General features: G+C 52.1%; 17 protein-coding genes and 2 tRNA genes. 5 read left to right on the forward strand and 14 right to left on the reverse strand.

Annotated features, from left to right (window positions below; translation table 11 throughout):
- Positions 1–30 precede the first annotated feature (30 nt).
- Positions 31–336 carry a hypothetical protein gene (locus L1I42_RS09385; protein WP_236114273.1) on the reverse strand — a complete coding sequence of 102 codons (306 nt, stop codon included), beginning with the start codon at positions 334–336 and terminating at the stop codon, positions 31–33.
- Positions 337–412: 76 nt separating this feature from the next.
- The gene (locus L1I42_RS09390; protein ID WP_236114274.1) at positions 413–2119 is read right to left on the reverse strand and encodes a methyl-accepting chemotaxis protein; all 1707 of its coding nucleotides are present in this window, start codon (positions 2117–2119) and stop codon (positions 413–415) included.
- A 188-nt stretch (positions 2120–2307) separates the two neighbouring features.
- On the opposite strand from L1I42_RS09390, the gene L1I42_RS09395 reads away from it, so the two are divergent.
- Complete coding sequence (locus L1I42_RS09395; protein WP_236114275.1) at positions 2308–2475, forward strand: hypothetical protein; 168 nt, start codon at positions 2308–2310, stop codon at positions 2473–2475.
- Between the two features lie 62 nt (positions 2476–2537).
- Here L1I42_RS09395 and tuf read toward each other — a convergent pair whose 3' ends face one another.
- The 9 genes from tuf to L1I42_RS09440 all read right to left on the reverse strand — a co-directional run bounded on the left by tuf (position 2538) and on the right by L1I42_RS09440 (position 11971).
- On the reverse strand, positions 2538–3728 hold the full coding sequence (gene tuf / locus L1I42_RS09400; RefSeq protein WP_236114276.1) for an elongation factor Tu: 1191 nt from the start codon (positions 3726–3728) through the stop codon (positions 2538–2540).
- 171 nt (positions 3729–3899) lie between these two features.
- Positions 3900–4856, reverse strand: coding sequence for a nucleoside hydrolase (locus tag L1I42_RS09405; RefSeq protein ID WP_236114277.1), 957 nt, complete (start codon positions 4854–4856; stop codon positions 3900–3902).
- Between the two features lie 94 nt (positions 4857–4950).
- Positions 4951–5265, reverse strand: a complete 315-nt coding sequence (locus tag L1I42_RS09410) for a TraR/DksA family transcriptional regulator (protein ID WP_236114278.1) — start codon at positions 5263–5265, stop codon at positions 4951–4953.
- 77 nt (positions 5266–5342) lie between these two features.
- The gene (locus L1I42_RS09415; RefSeq protein WP_500796433.1) at positions 5343–5867 is read right to left on the reverse strand and encodes an MATE family efflux transporter; all 525 of its coding nucleotides are present in this window, start codon (positions 5865–5867) and stop codon (positions 5343–5345) included.
- Complete coding sequence (locus L1I42_RS09420) at positions 5867–6736, reverse strand: MATE family efflux transporter (RefSeq protein ID WP_236114279.1); 870 nt, start codon at positions 6734–6736, stop codon at positions 5867–5869. The genes L1I42_RS09415 and L1I42_RS09420 overlap by 1 nt, the downstream gene beginning before the upstream one ends.
- Positions 6733–7356, reverse strand: coding sequence for a DUF2239 family protein (locus L1I42_RS09425; RefSeq protein ID WP_236114280.1), 624 nt, complete (start codon positions 7354–7356; stop codon positions 6733–6735). The genes L1I42_RS09420 and L1I42_RS09425 overlap by 4 nt, the downstream gene beginning before the upstream one ends.
- Positions 7357–7486: 130 nt before the next feature.
- Positions 7487–8497 carry an alpha/beta hydrolase gene (locus tag L1I42_RS09430; RefSeq protein ID WP_236114281.1) on the reverse strand — a complete coding sequence of 337 codons (1011 nt, stop codon included), beginning with the start codon at positions 8495–8497 and terminating at the stop codon, positions 7487–7489.
- 85 nt (positions 8498–8582) lie between these two features.
- Entirely contained in the window at positions 8583–10229 is a 1647-nt protein-coding gene (locus L1I42_RS09435; protein WP_236114282.1) for a sensor domain-containing diguanylate cyclase, read from the reverse strand.
- Between the two features lie 281 nt (positions 10230–10510).
- Entirely contained in the window at positions 10511–11971 is a 1461-nt protein-coding gene (locus L1I42_RS09440) for a sensor domain-containing diguanylate cyclase (RefSeq protein ID WP_236114283.1), read from the reverse strand.
- A gap of 204 nt (positions 11972–12175) precedes the next feature.
- Here L1I42_RS09440 and L1I42_RS09445 point away from each other — a divergent pair, with 204 nt between their 5' ends.
- Positions 12176–12568, forward strand: coding sequence for a hypothetical protein (locus L1I42_RS09445; protein ID WP_236114284.1), 393 nt, complete (start codon positions 12176–12178; stop codon positions 12566–12568).
- Here the strand turns inward: L1I42_RS09445 and L1I42_RS09450 are convergent.
- Positions 12557–12630 (reverse strand) — tRNA-Gly (locus L1I42_RS09450). The two genes, L1I42_RS09445 and L1I42_RS09450, sit on opposite strands and share 12 nt — an antisense overlap.
- Positions 12631–12643: 13 nt before the next feature.
- Positions 12644–12728, reverse strand: a tRNA-Tyr gene (locus L1I42_RS09455).
- A gap of 208 nt (positions 12729–12936) precedes the next feature.
- Here L1I42_RS09455 and rlmB point away from each other — a divergent pair.
- The 3 genes from rlmB to L1I42_RS09470 are packed head-to-tail and all read left to right on the forward strand — an operon-like array spanning position 12937 to position 15568.
- On the forward strand, positions 12937–13710 hold the full coding sequence (gene rlmB, locus L1I42_RS09460) for a 23S rRNA (guanosine(2251)-2'-O)-methyltransferase RlmB (protein ID WP_236114285.1): 774 nt from the start codon (positions 12937–12939) through the stop codon (positions 13708–13710).
- A 22-nt stretch (positions 13711–13732) separates the two neighbouring features.
- Positions 13733–14794, forward strand: a complete 1062-nt coding sequence (locus L1I42_RS09465) for a serine hydrolase domain-containing protein (protein ID WP_236114286.1) — start codon at positions 13733–13735, stop codon at positions 14792–14794.
- A 57-nt stretch (positions 14795–14851) separates the two neighbouring features.
- Positions 14852–15568, forward strand: coding sequence for a polyamine aminopropyltransferase (locus L1I42_RS09470; protein ID WP_236114287.1), 717 nt, complete (start codon positions 14852–14854; stop codon positions 15566–15568).
- 51 nt (positions 15569–15619) lie between these two features.
- On the opposite strand, the gene L1I42_RS09475 is transcribed toward L1I42_RS09470, so the two are convergent.
- A complete protein-coding gene (locus L1I42_RS09475) occupies positions 15620–16969 on the reverse strand; it encodes a lipopolysaccharide biosynthesis protein (RefSeq protein WP_236114288.1) in 1350 nt (449 codons plus the stop codon).
- Positions 16970–16974 lie beyond the last annotated feature (5 nt).

The raw sequence follows: 16974 nt of genomic DNA on the forward strand, positions 1-16974 counted from the left end.
AAGGCGATCGGTGATGATCGCCTTTTTCTTCTATATTCTCACACCTGCCTCAATCGGCGCGCATAACCCATCGGCGGCAACAAAAAACCAAGCTCCCAGCGCCTTCAGCTTTTCGCGCCCATCCGCATTGTCGATTATGACCACCTGCACATTCCCAAGGCGACTAGGACCAACATAATAGGCACCGGCTGATACGATCCGCGCGAGCTGCCGCTCTTCAGATTCAAACGGCGAAAAAACCACCGCCATTTCACCGGTGTCAGGTGCTTTGGCCAAACCGACAACCGCAAATCCCATCATGATCACCATCAAGGCAACCATCGGGATAAAAAACACCCATCCCTCCTTGTTCGAGGGATGGGCTCGCTTATTTGTAGCTGGTTGGTGACCGCTCATAGCGTGCGCAACATCATCAGGATGCTTTAGAGAATGCACTGCCCTGCTGCCGCTGGGTCGAACCATTCAACCGGAAGACCTCAACAATTTGATCCAGCTCGGCCGTTTGACCTTCCGTCTGCTCGATTGCCGCATTGGTTTCCTCCACCAGCGCCGCATTATGCTGGGTCATTTCTTCCAATGTCTTCATGGAGTGGGTTACCCCGTCGATTGAACTGGCCTGAGCTTCACTTTGCTCGGCAATAGCCTCCATAAGTTCGGTCATCTCCCGCACAGCGCTTACAATCCCGGTCAAACTCTCAGACGCCTGCGACACCAATTGCGTGCCACCTTTCACTTCGCTGGAGGATTGCTCAACCAGATTTTTCACATCTGAAGAGGCCTCCGCCGCAGATTGCGCAAGCCGCCGCACTTCCACTGCAACCACGGCAAAGCCTTGCCCTGCTTCACCAGCGCGAGCCGCTTCAACCGAAGCATTCAACGCCAGCAAATTGGTTTGAAACGCAATGTCATCGATAAGCGAGATAATATCCGAAATCTTGCCAGATGCTTCGGTGATGCGGGCCATCGCATCGTTGGCATCCGCCATCACAGTAGCCCCTTCATTTGCGGTATGCTGGGCCTGCCGCGCCGAAGCCCGCGCATTCTGAGCGCGTTTCGAGTTTTCAGCAACGGTTTCGGAAAGCTGATACATGGCATTTGACGTTTCTTCCAAAGTCGACGCTTGCTTCGACGTACGCGCATTCAAATCGACCACGCCAGACAAAATATCACTTGTCGCCGTGCGCAATGTGCCAGATGTCTGCTTGAGCTGCCCAATCACATCTGTCAGTTTTTCGGCCACCCGGTTGGTGTCGGTTTTCAATTGGTCGAATGCGCCATGATAGTTGCCGGACATGCGTTGTGTCAGGTCCGCATCCGCCAATGCAGACAAAACACGACCCGTTTCGCTCACACCGCGATCGACCTCCTGCACCAACGCATTGATGTCATGTGCAAGATTGTTGAGCGCCTCATTATTGAAATCCCGGTCAACACGGCGAGAAAAGTCGCCCTTGCTCGCCGCTGCCACCACGCGGCCAAACTCTTCTTGCAAATCTTCCAGCATCCGCGCGCGCTCTGCCCGGTTAGCCTCAGATTTGCGTGCATCCTCTTCGCTCATCACCCGCACCTGATCTGCCTGCGCCGCCGCTTCTTCAGATTTGGTATCCGCAAAGTCCAGCAAGCGCGTTGTGTTCCAGGTCATCCATACCAGGGCCAAGGCTTCAAAAATCAGCACAACCGCATGCAACAAGACCCGGCCAAATGAACCACCGCCGTAAAACACCAGAGAATCCAGGGTCAGCCCCAATCCCAAATGGTGCACTGCCACAACAGCCGCCCCCACCAGAATGGCCCGAAAATCATAAAGCAATGCGCAAAGAGCCAGCGCGGCAAAGAACGTCATGTGCATATCAATTTGGTACGGATGCCCCTGAGCTGCGATCAACAAGGCAATCACTTGCGCCATCATTACCGTCACCGCCAAATAGCGAAAAGCAGACGACCGACGATTCCAGAAAAACATACCTGCCAAAAACACCAGCCCGACAAGGGCAAGTCCTGCGCCCATGCCCAAAGCCCCTTGCACCAGAAACTCTGTCGCTGAAACGCATAAAAACAAGAGGATGGAGGCAACTGAAATCGCAATCGTTCCTCTAACGCGCAGCTCTTCTACATTCATTTTTGCATTCCCGGTTAAATTCAGAATTTGTTATATTTGGTATAAAGATGCCTGTGCGGCGTGAAAAATGTGTTACCTGAAGCCCCGATTTCGCCCCACCCAGAATGACATACTGTTGCAAAAAATGAAGCAAATCTCCGGATGACGACTGACTGGAGAACCAAAGAAGGTTTGGTTTTAAGATTGCTATGGGCGAACAGCCGCGTTTGAATATCATCGTGATGGTTTGTGGGGTGCGCCTCACCCTCAACCTCATCATCCAATTCTCAGTTGGCCTTCAACGTGATCGAGACGCGCATGTGTGCAAGGCCGGTGCAGATTTTTTGTGGGGCATTGGCGCACGCACCATTCAATGATCACCAACAAAAAAGGCGGCCCCAAAGGACCGCCTTAATTTCATTCGTCTTCTTAAAAAAGACTACTCGATGATTTTGGCAACAACGCCGGCGCCCACGGTGCGGCCGCCTTCGCGGATCGCAAAGCGCAACTGCTCTTCCATCGCGATCGGCACGATCAACTCAACATTGACCTCAACACGGTCACCAGGCATCACCATTTCTGTACCTTCTGGCAAAGTCACAACGCCGGTCACGTCAGTTGTACGGAAGTAGAACTGTGGACGGTAGTTGGTGAAGAATGGTGTGTGACGACCACCTTCGTCTTTGGTCAAAATGTACGCCTCACCAACAAATTTGGTGTGCGGGGTAACTGAACCGGGCTTACACAAAACCTGACCACGCTCAACTTGCTCACGGTCAATACCACGGATCAAGGCACCAATATTGTCACCAGCTTCACCGCTATCCAGCAGCTTGCGGAACATTTCAACGCCAGTCACAGTGGTTTTCTGTGTGTCTTTAATGCCAACGATCTCAACTTCTTCGCCAACATTGATCACGCCACGCTCAACACGACCGGTCACAACTGTACCACGGCCAGAAATTGAGAACACGTCTTCAATTGGCATCAAGAAAGGCTGGTCCTTAGGACGCGCTGGAGTTGGCACATAATCGTCAACAGCAGCCATCAGCTCAAGAATCTTGTTCTTGCCAATTTCGTCATCACGGCCTTCCAACGCCGCCAAAGCAGAACCGGCTACAATCGGAATATCGTCGCCTGGGAATTCGTAAGAAGAAAGAAGCTCACGCACTTCCATCTCAACCAATTCCAACAACTCTTCGTCGTCAACCTGGTCAACTTTGTTCAAGAACACAACAAGCGCTGGCACACCAACCTGACGGGCCAACAAAATGTGCTCACGGGTCTGTGGCATTGGGCCATCAGCTGCGTTCACAACCAAAATGCCGCCATCCATCTGCGCCGCACCAGTGATCATGTTTTTCACATAGTCAGCGTGGCCTGGGCAGTCAACGTGTGCGTAGTGACGGTTCTCTGTCTCATACTCAACGTGCGCTGTTGAAATGGTAATGCCGCGGGCTTTCTCTTCAGGCGCCTTGTCGATTTCGTCAAAAGCTGTGCCCTTACCACCAGTCGCCTCAGACAATACTTTCGTAATCGCTGCGGTCAATGTGGTCTTACCATGGTCAACGTGACCAATCGTCCCAATGTTTACGTGCGGTTTCGTCCGCTCAAACTTTTCCTTCGCCATGCGTATAATCTCCGTTCGCTTAGCATCCGGCTAATTATTTAAACACGGGACAGGTCCCCTGCCGGAATTCGATGCGTCTATTAACCCAAATTTTCCAAAGACAAAAGCCCTAATTTGCATCTTATTCATTGCAAACTTCTATTCGGCCGACTTTGGGTAAATTTGCTGCTGTTAGTTGTATCGACCAATCCGCTCAATTAAGAAATCAAAGAACATATCCCGATCAACACCGTAGGCCCATTGGGCGTTCGCCTGCTTGCCGGTCACCCCCCAAAAATCAACCGCCGTGTGCCCCCGCGTCAGCTCACTGCGGGTCTCAATTTCAATATGGCAGGGCTTGAGTTGAAACAGCTCCGGCTTCAGCATCCACGCCACGGTACATGGATCATGCAAAGGCCCCCCTTCCGCGCTATATTTTGCCGCATCATACTGGCCGAAAAACTCAAGCATCCCCGCGCAGGATTTGGCGACATCACTGCCCAATGCATTAAGGCGATCAACAATTTCGGGACTGGTCATCACCTTGTGGGTGACGTCCAGCCCAAACATGGCAATCGGCCGACCACATTTCATCACGATATCGGCCGCTTGCGGATCCACATAGATGTTGAACTCAGCCGAGGGCGTCACGTTGCCCGCCTCAAAGGAGGCCCCGCCCATAATGGCAATCTGCTTGATCTTACCGGCAATATCCGGCGCCTTTTTCAGCGCCATCCCCAGATTGGTCATTGGCCCGGTGATCACCATTTCCACACTGTCATCGGCCGCGGCCCGCAAGGTCTCGATTATAAAGTCGACACCGTGCTGTGCCTGTTCAGGCAGGCTCGGTTCAAAAAACGCGATCCCGTCAATCCCGGTTTCGCCATGCACATATTCAGCGGTGAACAATGGCTCCACCATCGGCCCTAAACAGCCAGCAAAAACCGGCACATCGCCGCGGCCCGCCATTTCCACCAGAATGCGACAGTTTATTTCCGTGCGAGCAAGCGGCACATTGCCACCAACGGCCACCACGCCGAGCACATCAAGCTCGGGCGCATTCAAGGCCAAAAACAGCATCAAGGCATCGTCTTGACCAGGATCACAATCGATAATTACGGGACGTTTATCTAAAACTGCAGCACACATAATGTCACTCAATGAGAATAAAAGATGGCGCCATCATAGACAGCGGTCACGATGACGCAATCTCATATTTGACCAAGTGAACAAAAATGTGCGGTCACATACAGTTCTTGCACTTTGTGGCATAGGGTATGGCGTTCAGCCGTTCATCCGAAATATCTTCACCACATTCCACGCAAGTGCCAAAGGTGCCGTTTTTGATGCGGGTCAAGGCGTGCTCGATCTGCTGCAACTCAGCTTTGCCCGCATTGCCTAGGCCCTCCAGCATCTCATCATCCTCGCGCTCAACCGCACGCTCTTCTGTGTCTGGGTTCGGCTCATCGTCCAATTGGTCTTCAATATTGTGCAACCGGACATCTAATTCCTTTTGCCGGTCCAACAAGCGTTGTTTGTAGGTCTCAATATCTCGCATAGATCACCTCTGATTTGGTTCTCTATTATATTGCATCAAACGCCTTGCGCCAAATTGATCTGGCGCAAGTCAAAAGCTTATGGCGCAGCGACAGGTAGGAACAGTCCAAACCGCAGACCACGGGACCGCTGAACCGAAAAAAGCACAATCACCGTCAGACCAAACATGAGCAAATCACCGAGTGGTGAAGCAAACCATATTCCCCATTCGCCAAAAAATTGCGGCACAATCAGCAACAGGGGCAAACCGAACAAATAGTTCCGCGACAGGCTGAGAATTGCTGCCCGTTTTGCATCGCCAATGGCCTGAAAATACCCAGCCATCACATTGATCGGCGCCCCGAGAAAGAAAAAGATCACCAGGACCGGTAAAATCCGCGCCGTCTCTGCAATCATCTCGGCATCGTCCACGAATATATCGGCAATGGCACGGGCTTGGGTTACAAAGATAATCTCCATCAAAAGCGCATAGGCAAATGCCACCCCGAGTGCCACCCGAATGCTGGTGTTCACCCGCAAAGGCAATTGGCCACCATAATTGTTGCCCACAATTGACTGAAACGCCATGGACACGCCCAAGAGCGGCATAAAGGTGAAGGTCATCAAGCGGGTGATGATGCCATAGGCCCCTCTACCGTGGCCTCATATTGGCTGGCATCGACCATTTTGAGCGTCGCCACCACCATGCCCGCGACCAGCGAGATCAACAAATAGTTCAAGCTCAAAGGTGCCCCAAGCGCCAGATTCTCCTTCGCCAGAGCAATAAAGGTGCCGCGTGGTGGCACAGAAAAGCCCAGTTTGGAATGCCCACGCATCCGATAGCCCATCAACAGGGCCAGCGCCAGCAATTGCGCCGCAACCGTACCCCAGGCTGAGCCAGCCACGCCCCAGCCCAACACGCCGATAAAGACATAATTGAAACCGATATTAAACAGGGTCACGCTGGTGGACATAATCGCCATGGCCGCCATCTTGCCCTCGCTGCGCAAGGCATCGAACTGGATCGACAGCAGGAACATCCAGGGCGACGTGAACATCAGAATGGACATATAGGTCCACGCCATGCGCGCCAGCTCATCATTGCCTTCGGTCACCCAGGCCACAAGCTGCGCGCCCCCAAAGATAAAGAACACCATAAGGATGGCAGCAAGCCCGATCCCTAGCAAAATGGCGACAGCAAAGCTTTGCGCTGCCCCATGCAGATCATGCGCCCCAAAGCGCCGGGCGACAATTGACGCAAAACCGTTTGAGATCATATTGCTCAAAGCAATGATCAACATCTGAATCGGAAACATCATGGTGACAGCGGTTAACGCCGCCGCCCCCACATAGACACCGAGAAAATAGGCATCCACCAGATTAAACAGGCCATTCACCGCCATGATCATCACGATCGGCGCCGCGGTCGACAGGAACAGCTTCCCCATCGGCTGGGTCAAATATTTATTACCTTCAACAACTTGTGCGGTCATCTGGAATCACTTTCCTCAGTCTCTGGCACCAGAGAAGGGTCAAACGCCACGGCAGAAATCTGAATAATGTGTGCGCGCAACCCCTCGGGCCAGTCGGCAATAACATTGATAAATTCCTCTTCTTCCGCAGCGAAAAGCGCTCGGATCGCATCTTCATAATTGGGCAAATCGCCCGCCACCGCCGTCATCAAACGATAGGTGGATTGCTGCGCGGTGCGTTGGGCCGCCAACGGATCAGCCGCCTTCATCGCTTCACCCACCAGACGACGTAGCGTAACGGACGCCCCGCCCCGCTGCTGCGCCAACCATTCCCAATGTTTGGGCAGCAAGGTCACTTCCTTGCTCACCACGCCTAATTTGGGGCGACCCGGCTTTTTGACCTTGGTTTTGGATTCGGGCGGCTTTTGCTGTTTCTCCAGCCGCTCAAACACATCTTCCATGCTGCCGCGCAAATCCACCTCAATGGGCCGCGATTGCGCATGGTCGAAAATCAAAATCATGTCATTCGGATGCGCATCATGATGGCGCTTGACCTCATTCACCACCTCGACAAGCGGTCCAGTAGCGATGAGCTGCGGACCGACAAAAGCGGCGCAAAGCTGTTCAGGCGAATAATACATAGCCAATTCCTTTCATTGTCCACAGGTTTTACCCGGGTAATTTAAAAGAGTCAATATTACCCGGGTAAAATTTTAAAATGCAAAAAAGAAGGCCGCTTTCGCGACCTTCTTTTTAAATATCTCATATATTTTAGTTATTTAGCGCATTCACCAAGGCTGGCAGCGATTGATCATATCTGTAATCCAGCGAGAAATGATCGTCCGGAAATTCCTCATACACATGCTCAATGCCACGTTTTTCCAATTGCTGGTGCATTTGTCGGGCGGGATAGACCATATTAAACCGGTCCTTGTCCCCACACTCAATCCACAGCATTTTTAGCTTTTTCAGATTGTCGCCATACTGATCCAGCATCACAATCGGATCATAGGCCTTCCAGGCGGCCCATTTGGCCTCATTCAGCTCGCAGGTGTGCAGATCAACGGGCAAGCTCACCCCGCAATAAGCGTCAGGGTCTGGATCAAAACTCGCCCCCATCGCCAACAGCATCAGTGCGTGTATATCGTCGCCCTTATAGTGCGGCCCTTCATCAAATGCTTTCAGAAATTTTTCGAAGCTCATATCATGCGGTGCCAAGGCGCGAAGCACTTTTGGCATGTCGGGCAAAAACACCCATTCAAAGCCCATATCCGCCGAATGCACCCCGGCCGCAGACCAGACTTTCGGATATTTCAACGCATGATACATGGCACCATATCCACCGGAGGAGCGGCCAAACACGCCGCGTCGTCCGGCACCCCCACAGCCGATCTTCTCCTCAATCGCGGGCAACATGTCTTCAATCAGAAAATCTTCCCACCGCCCCATGGCGATCGAGTTGATATATTGATTGCCGCCCAGGCCCGTGAAACCATCAGGCATCGCCACCACCACCGGCGGCAAGGTGCCTTCGGCAATCAGGCGGTCGAGCCGATGCGGCAGGCTTTCGCCAAAATTGCGCCAATTGGCGTGGGCCAGCCCGCTGCCGGTGAACCCGGCCAAATCGACCAGCAAGGGCAAGTCCTTACCATCATGCCCAAACGGCACATAAACGAGCACGTCACGACGATCCGCGTCGCCGATCATATTTTCAGCCAAAGCCTTGGATTGAAGTGTAAGACGGAAAAAGCTGCCGTCTGGCGTGGTCTTGTTATAGGGCATAAAAAAACCTTGGTTTGCGGGATCGTACGCGCCGATCCTATCAATCCAAGGTCAAACATCAACCATCATAAAAAGGCTATCGCGCTTATTTCACCGAGGCCAGCTTGCTTTCGTCTTGTTCGAACGTCGAAATACCGGTCACGACCCGGTTTCGACCCTTTGCTTTGGCATAAAACAAACGATTGTCCGCCTTAGCAAACACCTCAGCGGGTGTGTGCCCCGGCGTCGCATGAGCCACGCCAATGCTTGCGGTCATTTCCAACCCTTCAGCCAACGTTGTCCAATTATACATTTCGATTGATGTGCGTAGCCGTTCACACACCTGATGGATTTGCTTTGGCGTCGATCCGCTAAATATCAGCGCGAATTCTTCACCACCGATACGACATATCAAGTCTGTTCCACGGCAACCATTCGTTAATTGATCCGCCACCTTGCGCAAGACCTTATCTCCCAAAACATGCGAGAACGCATCATTCACGGCCTTAAAATGATCTAGGTCCAGCACTGCGATCGCATATTTATGGCCGCATTGCAGGTATAATTGCTCCATATGCTGATCAAAGGCCCGCCGGTTGGCCAACCCGGTCAACGGGTCGGTCAGAGCCTCTTCTTTCAACCGCTCCATGTCGCTTGACGCATCCTGCAAGAGCGCTTTGACGCGCTCCATCTCCTGATTGAGTTCGTCCACCTTGCCCTTCCAACGCCCCTTTTCTGCAGTACGGCGCCGAAATTCATTGTGGAACAATTTATGCATTTCAAGTGCTGACTTATAGTCCCCCGCCACTTCATAAGCGCGTCCGAGGCGCCGCACAGCATTGGCATAATTGTCAGCAGACGAAATATTCTTTGCAGCATCAATCGCTTGGTGCCCTGCTTTTAACGCTGCATCGATATTGCCGCGCTCAAGTTCAAAGTCACAAAGCGTATAATAATAATGAACCCAATTGCCAGGCGTGGCGATATCCTGCATCTTTTGCCAGTTTTCGAGCCAAGCCAATGCCTCATCGAAGCGACCAAAATCGGACATAAATTCCGCAAGATTTGCCGACCCCACCAATTCGATGCGCCGATTGCCGGACTCGCGCGCCATTTGAATGGCCTGCTCAGTTTGATGCAACGCGATCTCAAGATATTCGTCGTGACTCTTTTGATCCCCTTCCTCCAGCTTGCCTTCAGCAATTCGGGTGTTCAACAATCCGATATGCATGAGCAACATGGCGGAAACCCGGTCGAAGCCATGTTGATCGGCAATCATGACGGCCTCATCCAACAAAGGAGCGGCAGAACGAAAATCGTCGGCAAAAATCATCACGAGTGCCTGAAGGTCCATTGCTTTAAGCAAAACATCTGCCTGCTCGGGACTTGTCGCCATTGAGGCCGCGCGAGAGGCCTCCTCATAGCACTCTGTGTCCAACCCGACTTCCAACAGAATATTGGCATACACGGCACGCGCACGTGCCTCGCGAACTTGATCGTTGCGCTTGACGACCCGTTGTAGAATACGCTGCACATATTCAATTGCTTCTTCAGAACGGCCAAGCCAGCCCAGCGCCGCGCCGCATTGAATGCCAGCATCACAGAAGGCATCTTCATGTGCCCCATCTGCCGCTAGCGCAAACGCGCGTTCCGAAAGTGAAAGCGCTTGTCTGAAGTCACCTGTTTGTCCGAGTTCCAAAGCTTGGGAAAGGATCGTATCGATCTCAATCTGAGTCGAATTTTTAGCATTCATGAAACACCACTCCCACTACGTCCCCGGAAAATATCGCATATCGATAAACAATCGCTTAAACCAGAAGCGACCAAGCATCTCCCCAAAAAGCGCTCCATGGGATAGGCGAACTTCATCGATTAAGGGTAAATCCAATCGATAAAATCTAACACATTTGCAGCCAGCATCGAAAAGCCGTTCAAGCTCAATTTCTTTTGACCGCAAGTCGAATATGTTTGCTCTACCATCGGACCAAACCGGCAGTGATTTCCGCGTTACAAAGCCTTTAAAGTAGAACCAGATCAGGCAGAAGCCGCCTTTGTGTCCACTTCAGGGATCGCCTGACATGCTTGCCCGCGCCCACCGGTTTTGGCACGATAAAGTGCTTCGTCCGCACTGCGGATCACTGTTTTGGCAGTCATGGCATCGTCCGGCCACCATGCCACACCGATGCTTGCACCCACTGCGGCACGACCATTGTCGAACACCACATCCTCACACACGCTTTCGATAATGGTGTCGCAAAGCATCATCACACTTGCTTCGTCCAGACCATCTCGCAATAGAATGATAAATTCGTCGCCGCCTACCCGTGCGGCCATGCCCTTATCATCGATAATCTTGGCCACACGCTGGGCAACCGTGCGGATCACCGCATCCCCAGCCTGATGGCCATAGGTGTCGTTGACGGCCTTGAACTTGTCCAAATCCATGCACAGGATCGCGCATCGATCCAACGCGCCCTCGGCGATGATTTTATCGAGTTCATTGTCGAATTGCAGTCGGTTGGGCAATCCCGTTAGCGCGTCATGCTGGGCAAGAAAACGGTTCTTTTCCTCGCTTTTTTGCACCTGATTTGCAACCCGGCCATATAATAGGGCAATCACCAGCAGCCCAAATGCGATGGCGCCAAATATCAGTGTAAACACCGGCAGCACCTGATCCCAGATATTCTGCGAAGGCTGCGCGACAGTCCAACTTGCAGAAATGGGCTCATTCGCGGTGCCGCCAACATTCATTGTCGTCGCACCGTCTGGTACAGCGCTAGACGGCAAAATCTGGAAATTTTTCAGCCCCAGTTGCTCGGAAATAGCCGTAAACAGCTCTTGATCCAACATATGAAAGGTCAACAGAGTTTTAGGGTTGCCGTCCGGTATCGACAGTTCAAAGTCCGGCACAATCGCTTGTGCCACCACAATACCGGTTTCTCCCTCAAACGTTCTGAAATCAGCAGCATAAAGCGGCTGTTGATGATAGATCGGATCTCCAAAAGTCGCATAGCCCACGCCCCGCGCTTTGCGCAGATCGAAATAATTTGCTGTTGCTGCTTTAACAAGATCCGCATGCGCATCAACAAAAGATTGCATATCGCCTGCCGCAACCTGCTCTCCTTCAAAAATGGAAATTTGCGGCGCCCCATCTTCGTCGATCACGGTCGCATGACGGACAAAATTGTCTTCCCAGAACCAATCAGCCATTTCATATTCAATGAATTCCGGGTCTGGATCGGCGCCGTAAAGCTCGATCACGCTTTCATCCCAATATGATACTTCCGACTGGACTGAGGCGCTCTGCTGGATTTGCAGCACCACCTCATTGCGCACCAGGTTGCTTTCGCCTTCCCATTGCACATTGTTGGCCGCATTACCTGCAACGTGAAGAATGTAAAAATTTGAAAACGCAAACGCCATGACGATCAAAATGCTGATGGCATAGATACCAACCGCCAAATTGATTTTATGCACCAATTTACTTAGCTTCATGTCACCCCCCCAAAGCCGGAATTGCACGCACTATAGGCAGGGAACCTTGATCTTTACCTAAGCAAACTGGTTGTCAAAGCATTAATGAAACTGATGCCCACAAGTGTTTAGCCGCAGTATTTTCCAACCATCTCAGATGTAACTTAAATAAATACAGAGTTAACAAATAGCTATTTATAAAGTTGGCGAGTTCAGGGGGGAAAAATGAAATTTCAATCAGAGACGAACTGGCAACATCGGCACAACCTGTCGTTGAAACAACAACTCAAGCACATACTGCAACAACTCAACCTTCTACCTGCACCAAACATCAACGATGATTGGGCAAGAATCATCTATCAAGACTGCAATCATTGTATGGTGCGGGCCCATGTGCGGTTGCACAATATTCGTGTCGAACCGGACGAGGATGGCCTAACCCAAACCCTGTTCCACGCCTCAAACCGCGATCAGGGTCCCATCAGCCTCGCCGCATCACAGGTGATTGAGGCGCACACGATGCAGGGCAGGATTATCACAGATTTTGGCGCACATCTGCGGCAACTCATGCAGCAACAAAACGGAAAGAGAGGCCTGTGGAGGAGTTGGAGCGGGTAGCGGGAATCGAACCCGCATATTCAGCTTGGAAGGCTGCTGCACTACCATTGTGCTATACCCGCAACGCAAGCTGAATGGTGGAGGGGACTGGATTCGAACCAGTGTAGCCTAAGGCGCCAGATTTACAGTCTGGTGGTATTAACCACTCACCCACCCCTCCAAGCATTTCAGCACTCTTGAAGAAGAGTCTTGTCGATTTCGTGACGAAACCAACGGCGCGATTTATGGTCACCAAGCCCGCTTCTGTCAACACCCAATCTGTTGTTTTTTTGTGGTTCTTTCCACTTATGTGAAGTTTTCTTCTTCCCCCTGCCCAATCTATGCGATTGTTGCTGGACCCAAAGCCACAAAATCGCTACGCCATATTTATGAACCAGAAAAAACGCTTCGACCCCAAAACCTATAAAAAACGTCCCAACAAGCGCCTACCCGCTGACGATGGGCAGCTCTATATCTATGGGCTCCATCCCGTTATCGCTGCGCTGGCCAACAAACAACGGTTCAAACACACGCTCTTTGCGACACCCAATGCGCTGGCAAAACTGGAAGCCGCCGGCGCAGATATTTGTGTGAAAGTCAAAGACGTCACGCCAAAAAAACTGGATGAAATGCTGGGGACAGATGCCGTCCATCAAGGCGTAGCCCTGCATGTGAAGCCGATTGAGCGAGACGCACTAAGGGATTTGCACGAAAAATCACTGGTTGTGGTGCTGGACCAAGTCACCGACCCGCACAATGTGGGCGCAATTCTGCGCACAGCCTGTGCCTTTGGCGCCGATGCGGTGATCACCACCATGCGCTTTGCGCCACAGGAAACTGGCGTTCTGGCCAAATCCGCCTCTGGGGCGCTGGACTATACATCGCTGATCGAAGTGAAAAATCTCGGCAACGCCATCGAAGAGCTTAAGAATCACGGATTCACCTGCTTAGGCTTTGATTCGGAGGCAGAAACCGCCCTCACCGCCCATATGCAATCTGACAAACTGGCGATTGTGCTGGGGGCCGAACATAAAGGCTTGCGCCAACGCACGCGCGAATTGTGCAATCAAATGGTCAAACTGGAGATGAAAGGCCCCATAAAATCGCTCAACGTCTCCAACGCCGCGGCCATTGCCTTGTTCGCGGCGACTTCGGGCACCTGATCGGCGACAAAAGGGGCATCTGATGCGATTCAAAACACTTTTGTATCTATTGATGCCTTTGTTGTTCATCGTCCCCTCTTTTGCGCAAACGGATGCCCTCACGCGCGAGCTCACGCAGTTTCTAAACGTGCCAGACGTCGATGGTGCTGTGTTTTGGGCGGATCTTGACGGAGAGCAAATTGAGTTGGCAGCGGGCCAAGTCCAGCGTGACCCATTTATGGCCACAACATCTCAGCACCGCTTTTATATCGCCTCGTCCGGTAAAATGATGGTGGCGGCCGCAATCCTGCATCACGTTGCTTCGGGACAGCTTGAGCTTGACGAGTTGGCGTGGCCGCACATCAACAATATTGAGGGCATTGACCGCCTCGAAAACGCGGACCGGGTGACCATAAGACAATTGCTGCAGCACACCTCCGGCCTCGCTGAATATCTGTCCGACGAATTTGATACTGCCAGTTGGGACGACCCAACCCATCAATGGGCGGTCGCTGAGGCCCTCTCCTTTGCATATGACGAGCCTGCCGCTTTCCCGCCAGGCACGGACTATGAATACACCAACACCAACTATGTTTTGCTTGGACATATGCTGGCGCAACTCGATGGTTCTTTAGCACAGTCTCTTGACCGTCACATCTTCACCCCCGCCAACATGACACAGAGCACTGTGGGCGCGAACGCTAATGCGCCCAACCTGGCCCGCGGCTATGATCGCGATGGCGAAGATGCCAGCGCGCTGGCATGGGCCAGCACGTTGGGTGATGGTCCCGTGGTAACCACAGCTGGAGATTTGGGTCGCTTTTTGCGCGCGCTTTTTCAGGAAAATTCCATATTGGAACCGGATATGCTATCCCTAATGCTCCAAGGTTCGCGACACGAACCCACCTATGGATTGGGCGTCGGTGTCCAATCTGATGAGTGGGGCACTTGGTATGGTCATTCAGGTGCCTATGACGGGTTTGAAGCCTTTGAGCGCCATTATCCCGAACGACGCGCAACACTGGTTATCCTCTTAAACGGCAATCCGGCACAAGATGGCAATTTTTTAGACAGAGCGGCAAAAATATTGTTTTCCGCACCATAAGGTCCTCAACAGGGTAACGACAAAGTGAAAGGCGGCCGCGAATAGTGCGGCCTCATTATGCACAAACTATTTGAAGAACTCGATTATTGCCCCACCCCCATCGGTCCGCTCAGCCTGCGCCGTCGGCTGGACCCTGCCCTCAAGCAGGATGTTTATGAAATCTTGCTCGGCGACGATTACCTGATGACCAGCCTATTCACCGATTCCGAGGTGGCATTGGGCAAAGAGGGCGTGAAGGCTTGCAATGGCGACAAACTTGATATCGTGGTCGGCGGGTTGGGTCTGGGCTATACCGCAGAGGCTGTTTTGGCGGCACAAAAGGTCGCCAATCTGTTGGTTGTCGATTATCTCGCCCCAGTCATCGAGTGGCATCAATCCGGCATTCTGCCCATGGGCACCACGGTCGCCAATGATCCGCGCACCCGCCTGATTGAAGGTGATTTCTTCGCCATGGCCAAGGGCGACGGGTTCGACCCAGCACACAATGGACGCACATTTGATGCTATCCTGGCCGACATTGATCATGCGCCAGACAATCTGCTGGACGCGCGCAGTGATAGCTTTTATCAACCCGACGGCTTAGGTAAATTGGCAAGATTTCTAAAGCCCGGCGGCATTTTTGGACTCTGGTCAAACGAGACAACGGACCAACGCTTTCTCGACCGCCTCGGTACAACCTTTGCCGCCGCCTGGGCCGAGCCGGTGCAGTTCAACAATCCAATTTCAGGTCAAGCTTTTCACCAAACCGTATATCTCGCCCGAAAAGAAATATAATTGAGTTAACAATCATTTATATGAATATCTTCATATATTGAATAAGATTGGTCAATTGGGGTCCTGCTCACTTAGATTGAGCTGCCGGGGAATGCCGGTCGCAATGGCCCAAAACCCCATTTGTTTTTTGATCAACCACAACAGAGCCACGATAGAAAGAATGGTGGCCAAAACCGTCGCGCTTGCCGCCCCAACAATGCCAAATGTCGGCACGAGGACCAAATTGAGGCCAGCATTGATCACAACAGTCGCCAACAGCACCACAGACATCTGTTTTTGTCCCCCTGTCATAGCGAGGCAAAATTTTGCCGCCGCGGTATAGCTTTGCAAAAGCACACCAAAGGCCAAAATCATCATCGGCAAATAGGCGGCAAGATAAACGCTGCCAAAAAGTGACAACAACAGCGTGCCGCCCAGCAACAACACCACAAACCCGGCCAGAGTTGGCCAAAAAGCCAAATTGGAGAAATGGTGAGTTAACCGCCGCACCTTATCCACATCACCCCGGCCATGAGCTGCCGCTATGGGTTTGCCGGCGCTTGCGCTGATGGCGAAGGTCACAAAACTCAGTAAAGCCGCGATCTTGGTCCCGACAAAATAAATGGCCAGTTCAGCAGGACTGGTGAAAAACTTGAGCACCAATATATCCGTATTCGCCAACAACAAATTGTAGGCTTCCACAGCGGTCAACGGCAAAGCGGTAAACAGCCAGACCCGGCCCATGCGCGGCGATTCTTCAGTATTTTCTTGCCCGGCGCGCAACGGTGCACGCATAAAAGACCATTGCCAAAGCAGCGGCAGCACCAAGGCGACCAAAGTGATATAAACAATATGCACCGCTGTCAGCGTCCATCCCATAATGAGATAGAGACCGACGCCTGCGAGCAAGAGGATGGGACGAAACAAAAAGGCAGGCGCATAAGCAACAACATTTCGGCCAAAGCCCCGCGCAATGCCCTTGCCCACCTCAGTTAGCGTGAACAGTGGAATGCAAAACGCTCCGATAAGCAATGCCGGCCGAAAAATTGGTTCCACAATATATTCAGGTGCGAAAAAGCTTACGGCGAACATGGCACAAGCTGCACCAAACGCCACCAGCAAACCAACAATGCCGGCATAAAGAATGAAACGACGCAATAGAGACTGCTTTTGCTGATCCTGATAGGTGGACACAAACTTCGTCGCCGCCACCGGCAAACCGATTCCGGAGAACGTGCCCAAAAGCACGATCACTGTCCAAGCAAAAACATAAACGCCATATTGGGCTGGATCAACCAGACGCGCCAATACGACATGTGACAAAAAGCCGATACCCGCACCACCCAAACGCACCGCCAAGGTGGCGATGGAGGCAAAACCAGCCGTCGATTTATACTTCGAGAAGGCGCGCGTGATTGCCAAGAAAT

It is taken from the genome of Maritalea mediterranea, assembly GCF_021568695.1.
In the GTDB taxonomy this organism is placed as follows: Bacteria; Pseudomonadota; Alphaproteobacteria; order Rhizobiales; family Devosiaceae; genus Maritalea; species Maritalea mediterranea.